A 17171-nucleotide genomic window follows, 5' to 3' on the forward strand; every position below is an offset into this window, starting at 1 on the left:
ATGCCGGTCAAGATTATAGACCACGTATACGCCCAGTACCTCCTGACAAAGCTGAGAGATCGCCGCACAGGTAGTATCGAGTTCCGGAAGGGCCTTGTGAGGCTTGGGAGGATTATTGGGTATGAGCTGGCTAAGACCTTCCCTACTCGCTATGTGGAGGTTGAGACGCCGCTGGGGAGGGCCACGGGGATTGACATAATTGGGCTGGACAGGGTGGTGATTGTCCAGGTGCTACGCGCCGCGATGCCCCTAGTGGAGGGTCTTATAAAGGCCTTCCCCCAGGCGCGGCTGGGGGTGGTGGCGGCGAGGAGGAGGGAGGAGGGGGGCGTGGTGGGTGTTGAGGTGTTTTACTCCAAGATACCGGCCGTAGAGGCAGACGACACGGTAATTGTGGCTGATCCCATGCTGGCGACGGGGGTCACCATGAGTAGGGTGATTGAGGAGGTGTATAAGGCGGGGGCGCCGGGGAGGCTTGTGGCGGTTTCCGTCATAGCGACGCCTGTGGGCATCGAGAGAGTGCTGTCTCGATGGCCCCAGGCCGAGATATACACAGTGGCGGTGGACCCCGAGCTTAACGACAGGGCGTTTATAGTCCCCGGTCTCGGCGACGCGGGGGACAGGGCGTTTGCTACTTAGGCAGAAGCCAGATGGCTACGTATACCCAGTACCCCGCCGCTAGGTACACCACGTAGGGGAGGCCGTACTTCGCCTTGATCCACCTATCTCTAAGCTCGAGTGTGGAGGGGTCGTATCTCTCCATGTCTCTTACGTCGCCGACTACATATTTGAGGGGGTTCTTTCTAAACTCCTCTACGGATACGCAGATGTGGGTGAGCCTCTCTGCGAGCGTCATCTCGCAGGGCCTCTTCCTGTTTTTTAGGTAGAGGTAGGCGACGTGCGCCGGGAGGAGGGCGGAGCCTGCCATCACAGCAATGAAGGGCGTCGGGAGGAAGGGGAGTGGGGGCGGCGCGGCTCCGATCAGCGCCATTGATATCGAGTCTGCGTATCCCGACCCCAGAAGCCGCATGAGGAGGGCCAGGGCCGCGGCGACGCCGAGGGAGAAGAGGTAGAGGAGCGAGCCCCAGTTCAGCGCTATCAGCAGAGCCGCGGGCAGGGCTCCTGCGGCGAATATACGAGCGTCTATCTCCCTGCTCTTAAGGTCCTGCACCGCCGCGGCTGTCAGGACCGCGCCGATGGCGGCTACTCCCAGCGTCTCTATCATTGGAGTCTTCTCTTGAGGGCGTCTATCCGCGGGGTTGCCAGCGGGTTTACGCCCCTGGCCTCTGCCAGCTTTATAGAGGCTATCCCCACGTCTCTTAGGAAGGATAGTACGCCTCTGAGGTGCATCTCTACTGCGTACAGAGTCCCGCCTATAATCTCGACGGTGGCCTTTACTCTGTCTTGGTGTTCCTTGGGTATGTGGGGGCTTGTAAGCGCCACCACCGGCCTCTCTGAGCCCTCTATCCAGTTGTGGTGGGCCTCTGGGAGTATCTCGACGGAGGGCTCGATTTTACTGTTCTCATTAAACTCATTCTTCACCCGGTAGGCGACGCCCCTCATGCTTTCCGGCGCCACGATGGTGGGCCTTTTCTGGAACGTCTCGACGAGGCTGTGGATGAGGGGGTCGCTGGGGGGTTCGAGAGACTCCGGCATCTCCACTCCTACCCCGTAGATCTTTTTAACTATGTGAAGAGCCGCCGTGAGGAGCTGGGGGAGGGCGGCGCGGGGGGCGCTTGCCTTTGGGACGATTACCGTGGGGATCCCCATCTGGGCTAGCCTCCCGCCTGTGGTCACAGCTATGGTGGGTATCCTCTTCTTTTTGGCCTGCTCTACCGTGTATAGGGTTTCTATGGTGTTTCCTGAGTAGGAGACGGCTATTAGCAACCCGTCGCGTGTCTTGAGGAAGTAGTCCTTCACGGGGATTACCTCTATGTCCCAGTTCCAGACGGTGGAGAGGTCTCTCACCAAGTCCGCTACCACGCCGGAGCCTCCCATGCCGCTTATATAGAGCCTGGGGGACGGCTCTATCTTCACCACCTCGCCGTCTATCGAGTAGGTGGTTGGTATGTCGACGCTCCGCAGTATGTAGCGTTCCCAGTTTGTGTAGTCCTCAAGCATCTTGGTCACCACGGGTTGTTGAGTGCTGTTTCTTAAATAGCTTTTATTGTGTATAATCTACGTGCCGCGTTTTGTCGTGGTTGTCAACGGCGTGGAGGTGGCCAGGGAGTGGCCGTGGGAGCGTATATACACAACTAAGGAGGAGTTGAAGAGGCTGGGTTTCCGCTGGGACGGCGCCGGGTGGCGTATAAAGACTAGGGATGTCTCCATCTTGACGAGGCTGAGGCAACTATTGGAGCTCAGCCACGAGGAGTACCTCTCCCTCCTCTCCTCCATTAGCCACGACTCGTCGGGGGGCTCCATAGTCGTGGTGGGCCGGCTTCCAGAGGAGCTGAGGCCCCACGTGGTGGCTGGGGAGGGGGGTGTCCACGTCGTGTCTCTCAGCGGCTTCTTGAGGCGGTTTGTGGCTGAGGACAAGTCAGTGGCTTCTGCGGCGACGTTTGAGGAGTTTGTCGAAATGGGGGTGGAGAGGCTGAGGAAGTTGCTCGCGGGTGTGGAGGTTTGGGGAGACTTGGAGGGGGCGTTGAGGAGTGCGCGTGAGTTTGTGCTGGCTTCTGAGAGGCTGAGGGCTGTGTTTGAGAGGAGGCGTAGCTGGCGGGCGGCGGCTGTGGGGCCCGGCTGGGCGAGGCTTAACTTCCTGGCGTCGGGTCTCTTGAAGAGGCTGTCGGAGTTTAGGCTCGCCTACAACGTGGTTAATAGAGAGGGGGAGCTGGTGGAGCGGAGCATCAAGCTTGTAAAAGTGGAGCAGAGCGGCGGGGCTTACCTAGTTAAGTTCCCCGTCTTTGTACGGGATAGAGTTGTGAAGGTTCTGAAAGAGCTGGGTTACGTCGTTGAGCTGGAGGAGGCGGCGTACCCCCGTGTTGAATACAGGGGCGGCTTCTCTCTTTTTCCGTTTCAGAGGGAGGCTGTGGATAACTGGGCTTCCCACGGGATGAGGGGGACTGTGATTATCCCTACTGGAGGCGGCAAGACTTTTGTAGGTCTCGAGGCTATGCGTAGGGCTGGGACGTCGGCGCTGGTTCTCGTCGTGACTAAGGAGCTGGCGGCTCAGTGGGTTGAACGCATTAGGAAGTATCTGGGGGTCTCACCGGGGGTGCTCGGCGGGGGATCTAGAGAGGTGAGAGACGTGACTGTGGCTATTTACAACTCTGCGGTGAAGTACATAGACGAGCTGGTGGGGAGGTTTGGCCTCGTGGTTTTTGACGAGGCGCACCACGTGCCTGCGGAGACTTTTAAAGAGGTGGCTCTGAGCCTCGACTCGCCGTTCCGCCTCGCGCTGTCGGCGACTCCCGAGAGGGAGGATAAAAACGAGCATTTGATATACGAGGCGGTGGGGCCCCCCGTGTACAGAGCCTCCTATAGATCTATGATGGAGGCGGGGCTCGTAGTGCCGGTGGAGCACTACCGGGTGTATGTACGCATGTCTAGGGAGGAGGAGAGGAGCTACGCCTCGTTGCCCAGCGACAACGCCATTGTGTTGAGGAACGCGGCGGCTAAGGCCGGGGCGAAGATCCCCGTCGCCGTGCGCATAGTGGCTCGGGAGGTGGCGCTGGGCTCTAAGGTGCTGGTATTTACGCAGTTCATCGACCAGGCGGAGGAGCTGTACAGGGGGCTGAGGGAGGGCGGCGTCGCCGCCGAGCTAATCACCTCGGAGGAGGGCAACAGAGAGGCCGCCTTCAGGCGTTTTAGCGCCGGCGTGAGTAGGGTGGTGGTTACTACGACGGTTTTAGACGAGGGGGTAGACGTCCCGGATGCCGAGGTGGCGGTGGTGGTGAGCGGCACCGGCTCTAGGAGGCAGATGATTCAGCGGGTGGGGCGGGTGGTGAGGGCCACGTCTGGGAAGAGGGCGGCGAGGGTCTACGAACTGGTGGCCAGGGGCACTATCGAGGAGGCTCTCTCCGAGGCGAGGCACTTCGACGAGGTGGTGGAGGAGGTGGTGTGCAAGAGGGTTACCGAGGCGGATCTGGAGTCTCTGCTGGGGAGGGCGGCGCCGTTGACCAGCTGGATGAAGAGGGGCTAGTGGATAAGTCCCTTGGCGTACGTCTCGTACTTCCTCCGCAACTCTTCGGAATCCTGCTCCTCTGGGAGTAGGAGGACGAACTCGGCGTCCCCCTCCGCGTATCTGTAGCTCTTCCAGTACCTAAACCTCAGCTCTTTGGGTAGGTAGATCATGGCTAGTTTTCTGTCGCCAAAGGCGTGCCTCAGCTTACAGTTACAGCCGTCCACCGGCTGGTCTGTGAGTATGTAGTAGCCGGAGTCGCAGTCGCAGAGCCAGTACTCCTTGTTCTTGACGTGGGTAAATATGAAGGCGTCCACTCTGTCCTGGACCCTCCTGTATATGGGCTCTATCACCCCCTCTATGTAGAGGACGGGCTCTGCGGTGAAGTGAATTGGCGCTACGGCTACGTAGCCTGAGGCGAGGCGCCAGTAGTACCTCCTGTTTTTCTTATAAGGCTCCACTACCCCCTCGAAGTACAGCTTGTTCAGCGCCTTCAACACCCTGTGCCGCGGCTGTTTCAGGTACTGCACAAGCTCCGACGTGGAGAGCTCGCCGCGCTCTCTCAGCAACTTCAAAATCTCTTCTCTAATGTCCATATACACTACATGTATCTTACTATTTAAACTTTTAGCGTTTTTATCCGCCAGGTATATTACCACGGTCCTACCTTGTAGAGGGCTACCACCATTTAAGCCCCGGGTTTCAAAACTACGTGGTAATAACAATGCAGCGTTCCATCACCTTCCCACCTATTAGACTCCGGAGGATAGACGAGTATATAGCCTACGTCGCTAAACACACGCCGACGCTGGACGAGCTGAGGGAGGCTGGCCTCGAAATTGGGAGGGGGAGGGGGGACATCACCCGCTTCCTTGAGCGTATTAAGGTGGTGGAGGTGTCAAACGGCAGGGCGGCGTTGACGGCGCTAGGCCGGCAGTTGGTTTCTCTGAGAGAGATTTTGGGCGTGGCCGTCTACCACGCCCTCTTTTTCCAACGCGTCCCCCAGTACCGACTGCTGGTGGAGATCCTGGCGGATTTGAACGAGGGCGATTTTGACGGGCTTCATAAGGCTGTTAACGATAGGCTCTCCGGCATCTCCCCCAGCGCGTGGCTCAACAAGGTGGCGTTCAAGACAATTCTACAAATCGCGGAGGATGTAGGCGCCGTGGAGAGGATCAACGGCGTCTACCGCCGCCGGGGCGACCCCGTAGAGGTGGCTGTCGTGGATTACCACAAGAGGCACGGAGTTAGGATAGGCGAGTCCTACTACGTCTCCGCCGATAGGGCGATCTATAGGGAGTGCGGAAGGCAGATAGAACCCCACGGCCTCTACGGCGTCGACGTGGCTTGCGTAGTGGCTAAAATATATAACACGTTTTCACCATAGATTCGATGGCTAGGAAAAGGGGGGAGGCGCGGGGGCCCACGTTGTTTGACTTCGTAGAGGTGAAGAAACAAGAGGAGAAGAGGCGGGAGGCGCGAGACGCGTCGGAGGAGCTGTACCAGTTCATAAAGAGCGCCGGGAGGGTAAGTAAGGAGGAGGCCGCTAAGTGGGCTAAAAACAGGGGGCTGTCCACGGCGGAGTTTTTCAAAGCCTTGGAAAACCTCCTATCCCAGCGGAAAATTAGAAAGAGGCTGGACGACGAGGGCAACCTAATCTACGAGGCGGTGGGGTAGCGCACAGAAATATTGTAGAGCTGGACGCCGGGCGTGCCGTTGAAGGTAAGCCTTATACACATAGCCACGACCACCCCCCCGGCGCTGGCGTTGGCGGGCCCCGCGCAGGAGGCGTGCCTCGTCGCCTCAAATACCCACTTCGCCTCGAGGAGATCCACCGCCAAGCGTCCCAAGTAGAGCACCAGCAAGACGCTCAAGATGAAGAGCGCCGCCACGTACACCCCCTCCAGTATATTCATGGGGTGAAGACCGCGCGGAGGATCTTTATGTAGTGTGCCCCCACGGCCACGATGTACAACAACAGCAGGGCCATCACCAGCATTATGAGGTGGTACAGCAGCCTCACAGCCCCTTCACAAACCCCGCCATGTACTCGATATCCCTCAGCACGCCTTCGACTACGGCCTTGGCGTCCCGCCAGGGGAACACCGCCGCCAGGATAATGAGCAGTACGGCCACGGCAACCGCCGTAATGAGTATATAGAGGCTGTCCTCCACTACCTTCACGCTACTATTGTCCCTCTTAAAAGCCAGCTTAAGGGTGGCCGCGCGATCGCTCACCCGCCTTGTGAAAACCAGATACGCCCTCACGGTCCCCCGTTGCGCTTGGCATGTGGGAAACAGCTAATCCACATCTCACACGTAATCTTTGCCCAACATACCCGGCTTGTGAAAACCGCCACAGACCTCGGTGTGAAGTTCTCACCCGCCAACAAGGCGCCGTACTCCTCGCGCGCGAGAAGTGGCGCTCGGCCAATCGCCCCCGCCCGCCGCCTCTCAGCCGCTTCTCGGCGCTACATATCTTTATATGGGGGGTTTGACCCCCCTTTCCCTTCTCTTCTTGACTCCCAGCTTCCCCCCTCCCTCAACCACCGCCTTGTACATCAAGACCGCGGCTTTTAGAGAGGGGAGCTGGCTTGTTGGCACAAGCCAGCCGCTGGCCAGCTTAACCACACCCACCACAAGGCCCCTCTCCACGGCCCACTTCACAGCGCCGTGTATAGTTTCTATACATGAGCTACTACCTCCGCATATGTCGTACGCCACTCTAAACGCAGAACCCCTTGGCGCAATAGAGGAGAGCCACTCCAGAAAGGCCTCTAGGTAGAGGCCGTAGCGCTGAGGCTTGGGAAGACCCCGAGCCTTGTTTATTTTAGCCACCGCCTTTATAAACCCAGCCATGACCTGAAGAAACTCTGGAATTTATAAACTTTTTCTCAAAAGCGCTGAAAATATCAGTTGATATTATGTACAGTTTGACAAATATCTAAAGGTTTTGGAAAAATAAACGGCAAAAGCCGGTTGTCGCAATTCTGCCTCCGGCAACACGGCCTTTTGATACGCCTCTTCTACCTAGCGAACGGCCACCCGCCGCGCCCCGCAACGCGGGTCCAACTAATCCCGAATAAGCCACCTCGGTGGAGGCGCCGTGTTTCTCAGCTCTCCTCCGCAGAGCCCCAACCCAGCGCGTCCCTTACGGCCACGCCGCCGGCCCTCTCCTCCACAGTCAGCACAATGTAACACCTCTCTGAGATTAGGTGGATGTCCCTCCCATTTACGTAGGCCTCTCCCCCCAGCGCCTTCTTCAACACAAGCGCCAGCTCAGCCGCGCCCCCCACGTCGGCGACGATTACGCCGCCGCAGACCCACCTACACCCCTCCACACACCTCTTCAACTCAGCAACAGACAGCACCCTCATACCCCACCCCTACACAACACCCACAGCGCACCCCAAGCCTCCATACGCGCCGCGGCCCCGCCTTGCGGGGCACCCGCCGTGGAAAAAACATTGGTTTTACCCACCCCCCTGTTTTTTGCCCAGCTCATGCCCCCCTATGCAGAGGGCTTTAAAAACCTGTTGCAAAACCTACAAATATATACGGCGTACATATGTACAAATTCTATAGACAACCGTGATTTATTGAAAAACAGAAAGTCGGCAGAGGCCAGCCAAAGCCCCTTCATGTAGCAGAACTTGACGCGGCGGCTTGGTTATTCCAGCGCCGCGCCGACCGCTAAAACAGCTCGGGAAATCCCAACAGTACATAGGGCCCCAGGTCAAATCAAACACCTCCTTCACCGGCCGAAGAGTTGGAGTTGACTAGGTATGTTAGGTATGCGGTGGAGTCATGGCCCCACCCCTCAGTCTTCTAGCTACGGATCCTCCTCTCGGCGCCGGGGCGGCTTTACGTGTTTGTCTCTTCAGCTCTCGGCGTGACGCCGGCTGTCAGTTCAGCCCTTCTAGACAGCGCGCCTCGTCTTGGTGTTGGTAGTATTGGTAAAGCGCCTGGGGGGTTGGCAACAGCTTGGCGGCGCCTCCCCCGGCGCAGAAGATCTCAACTACGCCGTCCCAGAGGCAGGCTCTGGAGGCGCGGCAACCGGCCTCCCCGGCCTTAGCCAAGGCGCATTCCAGTAGAGAAAGGCCGCCGCAGTCCACCTCTACAAACTCATCCATGTAGTAGAGCCACACACCCCCAAACATCTTTAAGTATTAAATATTGAGGGGGTGTGGTGGAGAGAATAGGCCCCTCCGCCTACCGCGTCAAAATAGGCGACAAAACCGCGGAGGTGCACCTCTTCGAGGTAGGCGCCTTCATCGTGCTGGAAGACAAGACAGTGATTGAGTACGACGGGGAGAGGATATACGTCGACGGGAAGCCGACAGAAGACCAGCAGATAAAAGCCCTGGTAGAGGCGGCGCTGGCGGCGGTAAGGCAGTACCCCCACGGCAACTGACACCCCTCAGCCAGAAGCCTCTTGCAACGCCGCGGCGGCCCTCTCCACGACGTCTCTAGCCCACCCCGGCGCCTCGATGGCGGCTTTTCTAGCCCTCCTCCTAAGCAGGTCGACCCAGGGGAGGACTTCAAGGCCGTGTTTTAAAGACGATATGACCAGGGCCTTCCTCTTAGCTCTGCTGATGGCTACGTTCAGCCGCGCGTAGTTAATCAAGGCGTCGTGTAACCTGTCGGCCACCATGGAGTATATCACCACGTCCTTCTCCCTCCCCTGGAAGCTGTCCACGGTGGAGGCTCTGAGGTCCATGAGCTCCTCTAGATGCTCTAGACGCTCCACCTCTAACGACGCCACAGGGGGCCGCCTCAAGCCAGCCACGTCCAGAGCCTTGGTAATAAGCAGGCCCTGCGCTCTATACGTGGCTATAATCGCCACCTGCTCCGGTTGCAGGCCCAGGTCTAGAAGCCTGCGGTATAGAGCCACCGCCAAGGCCGCCTCAGCCTTATTATAGGCGGAGTACCGCACGTAGGGGCCTCTCACCACCTCCATCCACTCCATACGCCCCTCCACGTCTATCCACGACAGAGCGCTTTCCAAAACCTCGTCTAGGGGATCCCCGCCTCTGGCCAAGACAAGCGGCTGGCCGGAGTAGGCCATCTCAAGCTCGCCTTGGTAAAAAGCCTCGTTTATATAGCTAAAGATCTCAGGTAGGCCGCGGCGCTGTCTCTTAAGTAGAATCACCTCGCCTACAGAATACGCGGCTTCTATCAACGGAGCCGACGCCTCTTGGGGCGCCCCCTCTAGATCTATGGGGGGCGGGAGCTGGCGGGAGTCCCCCAGAATCACCCTCCTAGAGCTGAAATAAATAGGCACAGCCGCCGTGGCGGTGGGTATCATAGAAGCCTCGTCAATAAAGACGTAGTCAAAAGGAGGCCATACACCCAACCTCTTCGAAAGCCTCTCGAAATCGTAGAACACGTCTAGAGAGGCTAGTTTAGTCAAAGTCATGCCGAAAACCCTAGCCTCTCTCAACAACTTCTCCAGCCCCTCCCTCCTCTGCCTCTGCAAGTCTAGGTTGATATAACGCTTTACCGTAGGGCTAACCTTCACGGGGTGGCCTATACGCGTAACATATCTACCCACTTCATTGCCGCAGAATTCCAACAGCCGCTCAATTGCGTTATCCACAGCGACATTTGTATGAGAAGTTATGAGCACCCTCCTCCCCGCGGCAGCCAGCTCACAAGCCGCGGCCGCTATCACCGTAGTCTTGCCAGTGCCGGGAGGCCCCTCCACCACTAAATACCCGTGGGGAGGCATGGAGAGAATCCTCCTAACTGCGTCGGCCTTTTCGTGATCTAAGCCGGGCCATTTAAATCGAAATTGGGGAGGGACGCCTTTTTGCAAATTGGGACAACTCCCCGCCTCTTTTAAATACCCACAAAGCCGGGCATAGTCTCCGCTTTCCAGTATTCTAATGGCCGAGTCGTAGAGCATAGTGGGCTCCGCCAGCTTGAGCTCGCCTTCACGCGGGAAGTCCCCCTCCCTGGCTAAGAGAACTAAATTCGCCCTACAGTAATCACCTTGGCAATCCACAGATCTTACATCAGCCAAAATGCAGAGCTCTCCGTCGTAAAACAACGCGTCTTGAGGTTTGAGAGATCTGGCGTATATTGCCGGCAGCCTCCCCTCGATGGTCAACATCGCCACGTCGCCAGATTTCGAAATCTTTTGTAGACGCCCAGTCCCTATGACAGTCTTGTTCCTCGCCGCCTCCCGCCTCGCCGCATGTAGCCATTGTAACAAAGGCTCCCGAGATACGGGGAACCTTACGCCTGAAGCCAGCCGGCGCGACTTTAAGTAGCCACAACTCCTACAGTACTCAAACTCTAGGTTGTAAGAAGAGGTTACAAGAAGGGGGCCGCCGCACCTAGGACACCTCTCCGACCTCGTGCCGACAATAGATGGCGTCTTCCCAAGCGACACCAAGGTCGAAATAACCTCCCTATAGCCACACCTAGAGCATACAAGAACCCTAAAGGGCCCCTCCACAGCTGGCTTAAGGACATTCCTACACCTAGGACAAAAAGGCAACACAAAACCATCATAGACAATCAATATAAGTATTACCACTTATTAACAGCAATTAACTAACTAAATACAAAGAAGTTGGAAACCTCTAAGTCATCTGTCATTATTTCTCAGAGACCTCTGGCACAGGATTAAGAAAAGAGCTAAGGCATCTTGGTTATGTTCGATAGAGTTAAAAGTTTATGTGTTAAGAAGCTCATGCCCATAAAATGTCCTTACTGCGGATCCGCCGTGATAGAGGCTGTTAAGAGCTGGGATATGCCGAAGATGGGCTACCACGTCACCCACTACCGGTGCAAAACATGCGGCGGCCTCTTCAACCACTACGTAGGCAGGGGGAGGGAGTTCGTCCTCCGGGTAGGCCTTAGGAAGAAGACCTCCGCCTAGCGTTGTACTTGTATTCAATCCCCCTAACGGTCTCCAGCACCCACTCCCTCTGGAACTGCGCAAAGGGAATGCACGAAAGCTCCACACACCTATCCCCCTCTACGTAGGCCGTACAGATTATGTAGCGGTCGGGATACCTCGAAGCAAAATCAATTTCATTTGCAGTAAAGGAAAAGGGCTCCTCCCTCTTGCCTATCCACTTCCCCTTAATCTCAACAACGTACATCACTCCGTTTTTCAACACAACCATGTCGAAAGGCCGAGGCCCGCTGAAGTAGTCATGCTTAACAACATAGCCGTTCCTCCTCAACCACTCCCTTACACAGTTGACAGCCGCCTTCTCAGTCCGCTCGATATTCCTGCTCCGCCTCACCTCCGCCTCAACCCTCTCCTCAAACTCCTCCACAGCCACAGTACCCACCCCCTCCACCCTAGCCCTCCTAATCCTCACCAACTTGTACTCAATATCGCCAAGGTGGAGCAAATCTCTCACATTGTCTAGATACTTCTTCAAATCCATCCACACATTCATGTGGACAAGCCTAGCCACCTCCTCCCGCTCGTCCTCTCTCACTTCGCCAGACTCCACCTCAACAAAATCCCAATCCACGGCGCCCTCTCTAAAAACCCCCTTCTTGATCTCGCGGCTCCGGCTAAGCGGAGTCTCCAGACGTACCAACACAGACTCTCTATACACAGGCTGTTTTGCGGAGTAGTACTCCACCTCGGCGAGGTAGTAACCGCCCCCAGGCTCCGGCCGTAGATCGTATGGATACCCCAGCTTGGCCTTGAGCCCGCTCTCCACCAAAGCCTTTGACTTCCACCTCACCTCCTCCTTAGCCTTTAGTATAGCCTCAATCCTCCGCCTAAGCTCCTTCATCCTCTCCCCGTCTGACAAGGCGGTGAAGACGTCGGCATCCTTCAAGTAGGCCGAGGAGCCTATTTCAATAATCTTCCGGAGCTGGTCCTCAGACAGCTCGTAGATCTCAAACTCGCCGTAGCTCTGAGGCGGAAGTGCCCTAAGCGAGATGTTGTAAAGCTTCTCCAAGAGGTCTAGATACATGGTGTACTCGTCCCGCTCCCCTCCCGCCCTCAGCACCATATCCACCACCAGCACTGAGTCGGCCTTCTGGCCGAAGCGCCATATCCTCCCAACCCGTTGCACATGCTTCGTGGGGCTCCACACCACCTCGTAGTTAACAACCACGTCGTACATCTGGAGGTTAACCCCCTCCGACATGATGTCGGTAGAGATAAACACCGCCGTGTCGAAGGAAGAAGCCAGGAGAGACGCCTCCACGTTTACATCTATCTTCTCCCTGGCCTTCGCCGTGGCGTACATAACCCCCATCCCCCCGCAGTCGGCCTTGGCGAAGCCATCCCCGGAGTCAACAACCCTGCAGCCCTGCGTCAGTTGCTGAAATAGATACTCAGCCGTCGCGGCGTACTCGGTGAAGACCAGCACCTTCCTCCCCCTCCACAGCCCCAGCAACTTCCTCAAAGCGTCGAGCTTCCTATCCGGCGCCGAGGCGAATCTCCCAGCGAGCTCCACGAGATCCCTCCACCCCGCGAGGTTCCCAATACAGGCATCCAGCTCCCCCTCTTCAAGAGCCGCCGCGTCGCAGACGCCCCCCACCACCCGTCCCAGCGTTTTGAAAAACGACGCGGGGCTAGACATAGCCCTCTTCTCAACCACAACTCTCACAATAGGCTCAACATCGGCGCTCCTCAGCTTTGCCAGCAGATTAAACAGCGCTTGCCCCTCCTCCCTAGAGGCCCTCACCTGAACCACCCAGTAGCTGAGGCGGGGAAATATCCTACGCCCCTCGTACTCCTCCACATCCCTCTTCTCCCTCCTAACCACCAGCCCGCCCACCAGCGACGTCAAGAACCGGTAGTCCTCCTCATTGCCGGTGTGAGGCGTCGCGGTGAGGAGGAGACAGCCCCCCGCCTTTCTGCAGAGATGCGCCAGATTCGCCCTCTGGGTGTCAAGCCTAATCTTGTGGGCCTCGTCGACGACGACGAGATCCCACGCTATGCGGCTAAGAGCCTCGAGGTAGTCCGGCACCTTCGCCCTATCCATAGTGACTAGGTACACCCTATGCCCCAGAGGAAATTCAGAACTCTCCACTAGGAAATACGGAATCTCGAACTTCTCCAACTCCCCAGCCCACTGCGACAACACCGCCCTCGGCACCACAACCAAGACGTGGTTCACCCGCCCCAGCTCCATCAACGCCTTCACCAAGAGCAACGCCTCGATAGTCTTCCCAAGCCCCACGTCGTCGGCAAGAAGAAGCCTAGGCCTAGGGAGCCACAAGGCATCCGACACAAAATCAAGCTGGTGCCTATACAACTCCTTACCAGCCTGCCTAAGAATCTCCACTAGAGAGACCATAGCCTGAAAAGAGGGTAAAAAATAAATTTAAAACAAACAAGCCACCTATGGAAGAAGTCATAAACACAACACGACAAGTCGTGTCGCTAGTCGTGGCCATCATCATATTAATGATAATCTACAATGTATCTATTAACATATTTGACACACTTAAAAACACCCTCCATCCATATGTTGATGATATGATCCAATATAGCAAAAATTTATTAACCTTAGTTACGTTTACACTCATCGTAGTTCTACCAATCTTGAGTTATTACCAGTCTAGATTAACCGCAGACTAGGGTAGTGCCTCCCGGTAGGTCTTGGCGATTTTCGCAAAGGCGTCGACAATGCGGCGGCAGTTGCCGCCCTCAGCTCTGCATAGCCAGAGCCTGTAGAGAAAGGCGTCGGCTATGAGGGACACCTCGTGAAGTCTGAGAGATGCGGCGAGTACCTCGGCCTCCCCCCGCGGCAGGCGGCTCCTGCGCGCCAGGAGGTACACCAAAGCCCTCTCGAAGGGAACTCTATCCCGGAAAACCAGCTCCCCGTCGCTAAGCTCCACATGCCTCCCCACCTCCCAAGGCCACAGCCTCTTTAAAAAATCAGCCACCTCCTCCAGCGGCACCCCCACCTCAAACCTCCCCTCCGGCGCCACCACAGCCACCCGACGCGCCCCCCGCCTCCTAATCAACATATCTCCTCCACCTCCACGTCAAAGGCGTAGTCCGCCCCCTTAAACTTCTGCGCCATATCACTGTCTATCTGGACAGCAGGCGAAAACTCAAACCTCACGTCAGCCCCCGGCGACAGGTACTCCAGAGCCGCCAGGAGTCTGACCGCCCGCTCCCTCACCTCTGGAGATGTGACGTTAAACACGGCGTCTACGCTCAGCGACACGTCGCCCCCCACCTGCGCCGCCCTCACGGCGAGCCTATGCGGCACACCCCTCTTCACAAAGTAGTCAAGCAACCCCCTGGCGTCCTTCACAGCCTTTACAGAAATCCCCCTAACCGCTTCTCCCACATTTACAGAGTACTTAGTCCTCACCTTCCTACACCGCCCCTTGACGTTTACAGCCACCCTCCTCCTATCTCTACCTCCATCTCTAAAGACGGCCTCTACCTCCAGGCTGTAGACACCCGGCTCCCACGGCAGATCCACCTCAAACACGTGGACTCTGCCGGAGGCGCTCTCCTCCCTCTCCACATCACCCACGCGGTAGATAACAGCCGCTAGGTCGTCGGAACCCACCACCTCCACCCTCAGCCTGGAGCCGGGGTTCCGCTCCACCACAGGAGTAGCCACCCCATCAATCCTCACTTCCACAGCCCTCTCCCTAACCTCCACCTCCAGGCGGCCCTCCGAGAGGAAGGGCCAGTCGCCCCTAGCCGTGAGAAGCTCATCCACAGCCCTCTTCACCTCCTCGCCGCTGGGCCTCTTATACACCACGTAATACCGCGTCGCGCTTGTAGAAAGAGATGCCAGTTGCTTCAAAAACGCCTCCACAGCCCAATCCACAAGCTGATCCCTCCACCTCAGCGGGGCGACCCCAACGTCTTTGTCGAGGGGTGGGATCTCACAACCCGTCTTGGAAAGCCACCTCACCTCTCCATCCACCTCGAACAGACAGCTACACCCGGCGCAGTAGCTCTTCACAGCCTCCAAGAACTCCTCAAAGGAGATCGGCGCAGGCGGGAATTTCTCGTTGTTTAGATACAGACTCCAGAGATCTCCCAGCTTCTTAAAGCCGTCCCACTGAAGCTCTGCGAAAATCTTCTCCACAAGCCCCCTCAACACGTCAGACCTCTGCTTAGCCACCTCGCTGAGGTATTCGTCAAGCCGCTTCACATCCACATCCCTAAACCCAGCCGCCACCCTCCTAAGCCAGGCAAAAGCCGCAGCCCTCAGAGCATACGCGGCGCGCTCCTTCCACCGCTCCACCCTACTCCTTAACAACTGCTCCATCTCCCGCTTAATTCTCTCGTCCTCTATGGACAGAAGATCTGGGAAGTAGTGGTACAGGTTGAGGAGGACCTCGTCAACCGCCTTGTAGAGCTGGCCCAACGCCACGGCGGCCTCCTTCACGTTCTTAACAGCCGTAAACCTCTCCAAAAGCCGCTCCGCGTCGGCAGGCACAGGCCCCGAGTCGTCCCGCCTAACGAAAAAGAGGTTGTTCCTCCGCCTACCCACCCCAAACTCCATCAGGTCAACCGCCAGCGTGGACTTATCCGCGTCGTCCAGCGCCCTGGCCCACTCATCCCTATTGGTCAGAATCACCACCTTGCCGAAGGCCTTCCTCTGGCTACTTACGCCCGAGACATAGACAGCCGAGAAGAAGCGCGCGTTCTCCCTCAGAAGGGCGGCCAGCTGATCCGCGACTACGTCCATGCCGTCCTCGTAGGAGAATTTAAACATAGCCTCCCTAATGGCGTGGACCTCGTCGCCGATAAACCAATAGACGTACCTATCGCCCAGCCTCGCCACGTGGAGCCCCACGTCGGTGGCCCTGGCGAGCACGTCCTTCACGTCCACAGGCCTAATGTCGAGGGCGTTGTAGCTACCCGCCACGATCTCATCCTCAGTAGGGTAGAGGGACTCGGCCGGCATAAGCCTAGCCAGAAACGTCGCCAGGAGGATGTGCCTCAGGACAGAAACCGCGGCCTTACCGCCAAGCCGGCCGACATCCTCCTTGTACAGCCTCACCAAGGTGGACCACTCGCCAGCCAAAGGCCCGCCCACGACGAGGATATCCTCGGGTTCCGGCAAGTGGGCGAAGGTCACGAGCTCATCGGCTGAGGCATTGACGTAGGCTCTAGCTAAAGTGCGGAGCAACTCCCTAGTCATCTGGATCCTTGTCCGCTCGGCCAGCGACTCGTCGGCGAGCCTCAACACGACGTCGAGAAAAACGGGGTTGAAGGGGTAGGCCTTCTCTAGCTTCCCCTCGAAATCCCTCAAGACCTCCTCCCTCACCACGCCCTTCAGCGGCGCTATGTCGGCTCTCCGGGGCCTGAGGCCGGCCCAGCGCCTGAAGACAGCCGCTATGTTCTTAGCCGTATCCAGGCCGACCCTAATAACATTCATCCTCTCCACGGCGCTCAGCGACCTGGAAGCCTCGAGAGCAGGCCCCCGGCCGCCCTCCGGGAAGAGGGAGTAGGACACGAAGAGGTAGACGCCCTTGACCTCCCCGGCGACCTCAGCCAGCGTCTGGATCCACTGGACAAAGCCAGGCTCCTCCTCCAGGTACTGCGTCTCGTCGAAGAGCAACACGATAGGCGACGCGTCCCTCAACACGCCCCGGAGCTCCTCCTTAGTGGCAAGAGACCTCAGCCTCCTCTCGAACTCTCCCAAGACGCGCCCAGCCCTGAAAACCGCCACGTTCGGCACCTTCGCCAAAGTGGGCGTATAGAGCTCGATCCCGTACTCGGCCAAATGGCGCGATACGCACTCGCCTGAGCCCTTACACCGCCTATACAGGGCGATGATGTGGAGCACCAGGGCGAGGAAGTGAGACTTGCCGGCCCCCAGCAGGGCTGGGAGGGTGTATATCTGCGACTCCCCCGCCGCCAGCTTCTTCAAGAAATCCTCAATGTGCTGTCTAAACCCCGGCGTGATGTACGTAATCTTGAAAAAAGAGTCGGGATCGCAGTACACCCTGTGGGCCTCTTCCGGATTCCTCCCTAGAAACAACGCCCCGTAGACCTCGTATATGTCGATGGCCGGACTTATCTTACCCTCAGCCAACAACTTTACAAAAGACACACATGGAATTCTCCAGATACTTAAAA

19 protein-coding genes are annotated in these 17171 nt (G+C 57.5%); 6 read left to right on the forward strand and 13 right to left on the reverse strand.

Translation table 11 applies throughout. The features are described from left to right. Complete coding sequence (upp, locus tag P186_RS13465) at window positions 1–636, forward strand: uracil phosphoribosyltransferase (protein ID WP_014290074.1); 636 nt, start codon at window positions 1–3, stop codon at window positions 634–636. Here upp and P186_RS13470 read toward each other — a convergent pair. Both P186_RS13470 and P186_RS13475 read right to left on the reverse strand, forming a co-directional pair. Next, a complete protein-coding gene (locus P186_RS13470; protein WP_014290075.1) occupies window positions 629–1222 on the reverse strand; it encodes a peptidase A24 in 594 nt (197 codons plus the stop codon). The two genes, upp and P186_RS13470, sit on opposite strands and share 8 nt — an antisense overlap. Further along, window positions 1219–2118, reverse strand: coding sequence for a bifunctional phosphoglucose/phosphomannose isomerase (locus tag P186_RS13475; protein ID WP_148683259.1), 900 nt, complete (start codon window positions 2116–2118; stop codon window positions 1219–1221). Before P186_RS13475 ends, P186_RS13470 begins: the two co-directional genes overlap by 4 nt. A 61-nt stretch (window positions 2119–2179) precedes the next feature. Between P186_RS13475 and P186_RS13480 the strand changes: the two genes are divergently transcribed. Beyond that, a complete protein-coding gene (locus P186_RS13480; RefSeq protein WP_148683108.1) occupies window positions 2180–4138 on the forward strand; it encodes a DEAD/DEAH box helicase in 1959 nt (652 codons plus the stop codon). Here the strand turns inward: P186_RS13480 and P186_RS13485 are convergent. Beyond that, on the reverse strand, window positions 4135–4713 hold the full coding sequence (locus P186_RS13485; RefSeq protein ID WP_148683109.1) for a winged helix-turn-helix domain-containing protein: 579 nt from the start codon (window positions 4711–4713) through the stop codon (window positions 4135–4137). The two genes, P186_RS13480 and P186_RS13485, sit on opposite strands and share 4 nt — an antisense overlap. A gap of 116 nt (window positions 4714–4829) precedes the next feature. Here P186_RS13485 and P186_RS13490 point away from each other — a divergent pair, with 116 nt between their 5' ends. Next, a complete protein-coding gene (locus P186_RS13490) occupies window positions 4830–5504 on the forward strand; it encodes a hypothetical protein (RefSeq protein WP_014290079.1) in 675 nt (224 codons plus the stop codon). 5 nt (window positions 5505–5509) lie between these two features. Beyond that, window positions 5510–5794 carry a hypothetical protein gene (locus P186_RS13495; RefSeq protein ID WP_014290080.1) on the forward strand — a complete coding sequence of 95 codons (285 nt, stop codon included), beginning with the start codon at window positions 5510–5512 and terminating at the stop codon, window positions 5792–5794. Here the strand turns inward: P186_RS13495 and P186_RS13500 are convergent. From P186_RS13500 to P186_RS13515, 6 genes are all read right to left on the reverse strand, one after another. Further along, on the reverse strand, window positions 5776–6033 hold the full coding sequence (locus tag P186_RS13500) for a hypothetical protein (protein WP_014290081.1): 258 nt from the start codon (window positions 6031–6033) through the stop codon (window positions 5776–5778). The genes P186_RS13495 and P186_RS13500 overlap by 19 nt on opposite strands. 103 nt (window positions 6034–6136) lie before the next feature. Next, window positions 6137–6301, reverse strand: coding sequence for a hypothetical protein (locus P186_RS13950; RefSeq protein ID WP_158307154.1), 165 nt, complete (start codon window positions 6299–6301; stop codon window positions 6137–6139). A gap of 297 nt (window positions 6302–6598) precedes the next feature. After that, window positions 6599–6976, reverse strand: a complete 378-nt coding sequence (locus P186_RS13505; protein ID WP_014290083.1) for a hypothetical protein — start codon at window positions 6974–6976, stop codon at window positions 6599–6601. Between the two features lie 254 nt (window positions 6977–7230). Further along, entirely contained in the window at window positions 7231–7494 is a 264-nt protein-coding gene (locus P186_RS13510; RefSeq protein ID WP_014290084.1) for a hypothetical protein, read from the reverse strand. Next, window positions 7491–7622 carry a hypothetical protein gene (locus P186_RS14605; protein WP_257719874.1) on the reverse strand — a complete coding sequence of 44 codons (132 nt, stop codon included), beginning with the start codon at window positions 7620–7622 and terminating at the stop codon, window positions 7491–7493. The genes P186_RS13510 and P186_RS14605 overlap by 4 nt, the downstream gene beginning before the upstream one ends. Window positions 7623–8022: 400 nt before the next feature. After that, on the reverse strand, window positions 8023–8265 hold the full coding sequence (locus P186_RS13515; RefSeq protein ID WP_148683110.1) for a hypothetical protein: 243 nt from the start codon (window positions 8263–8265) through the stop codon (window positions 8023–8025). A gap of 38 nt (window positions 8266–8303) precedes the next feature. Here P186_RS13515 and P186_RS13520 point away from each other — a divergent pair, with 38 nt between their 5' ends. Then, window positions 8304–8531: a hypothetical protein gene (locus P186_RS13520; protein WP_014290087.1), complete on the forward strand. Its 228-nt coding sequence runs from the start codon at window positions 8304–8306 to the stop codon at window positions 8529–8531. Between the two features lie 6 nt (window positions 8532–8537). Here the strand turns inward: P186_RS13520 and P186_RS13525 are convergent, their stop codons facing one another. Next, window positions 8538–10625, reverse strand: coding sequence for an AAA domain-containing protein (locus P186_RS13525; RefSeq protein ID WP_148683111.1), 2088 nt, complete (start codon window positions 10623–10625; stop codon window positions 8538–8540). A gap of 198 nt (window positions 10626–10823) precedes the next feature. On the opposite strand from P186_RS13525, the gene P186_RS13530 reads away from it, so the two are divergent. Next, window positions 10824–11006: a hypothetical protein gene (locus P186_RS13530; protein WP_148683261.1), complete on the forward strand. Its 183-nt coding sequence runs from the start codon at window positions 10824–10826 to the stop codon at window positions 11004–11006. Here P186_RS13530 and P186_RS13535 read toward each other — a convergent pair. From P186_RS13535 to P186_RS13545, 3 genes are all read right to left on the reverse strand, one after another. After that, on the reverse strand, window positions 10984–13404 hold the full coding sequence (locus P186_RS13535; RefSeq protein ID WP_014290090.1) for an SNF2-related protein: 2421 nt from the start codon (window positions 13402–13404) through the stop codon (window positions 10984–10986). The two genes, P186_RS13530 and P186_RS13535, sit on opposite strands and share 23 nt — an antisense overlap. Before the next feature lie 280 nt (window positions 13405–13684). Further along, the gene (locus P186_RS13540) at window positions 13685–14080 is read right to left on the reverse strand and encodes a hypothetical protein (protein ID WP_014290092.1); all 396 of its coding nucleotides are present in this window, start codon (window positions 14078–14080) and stop codon (window positions 13685–13687) included. Further along, complete coding sequence (locus P186_RS13545) at window positions 14074–17145, reverse strand: DUF499 domain-containing protein (RefSeq protein WP_014290093.1); 3072 nt, start codon at window positions 17143–17145, stop codon at window positions 14074–14076. Before P186_RS13545 ends, P186_RS13540 begins: the two co-directional genes overlap by 7 nt. Window positions 17146–17171: the final 26 nt, after the last annotated feature.

It is taken from the genome of Pyrobaculum ferrireducens, from assembly GCF_000234805.1.
Classification (GTDB): domain Archaea; phylum Thermoproteota; class Thermoprotei; order Thermoproteales; family Thermoproteaceae; genus Pyrobaculum; species Pyrobaculum ferrireducens.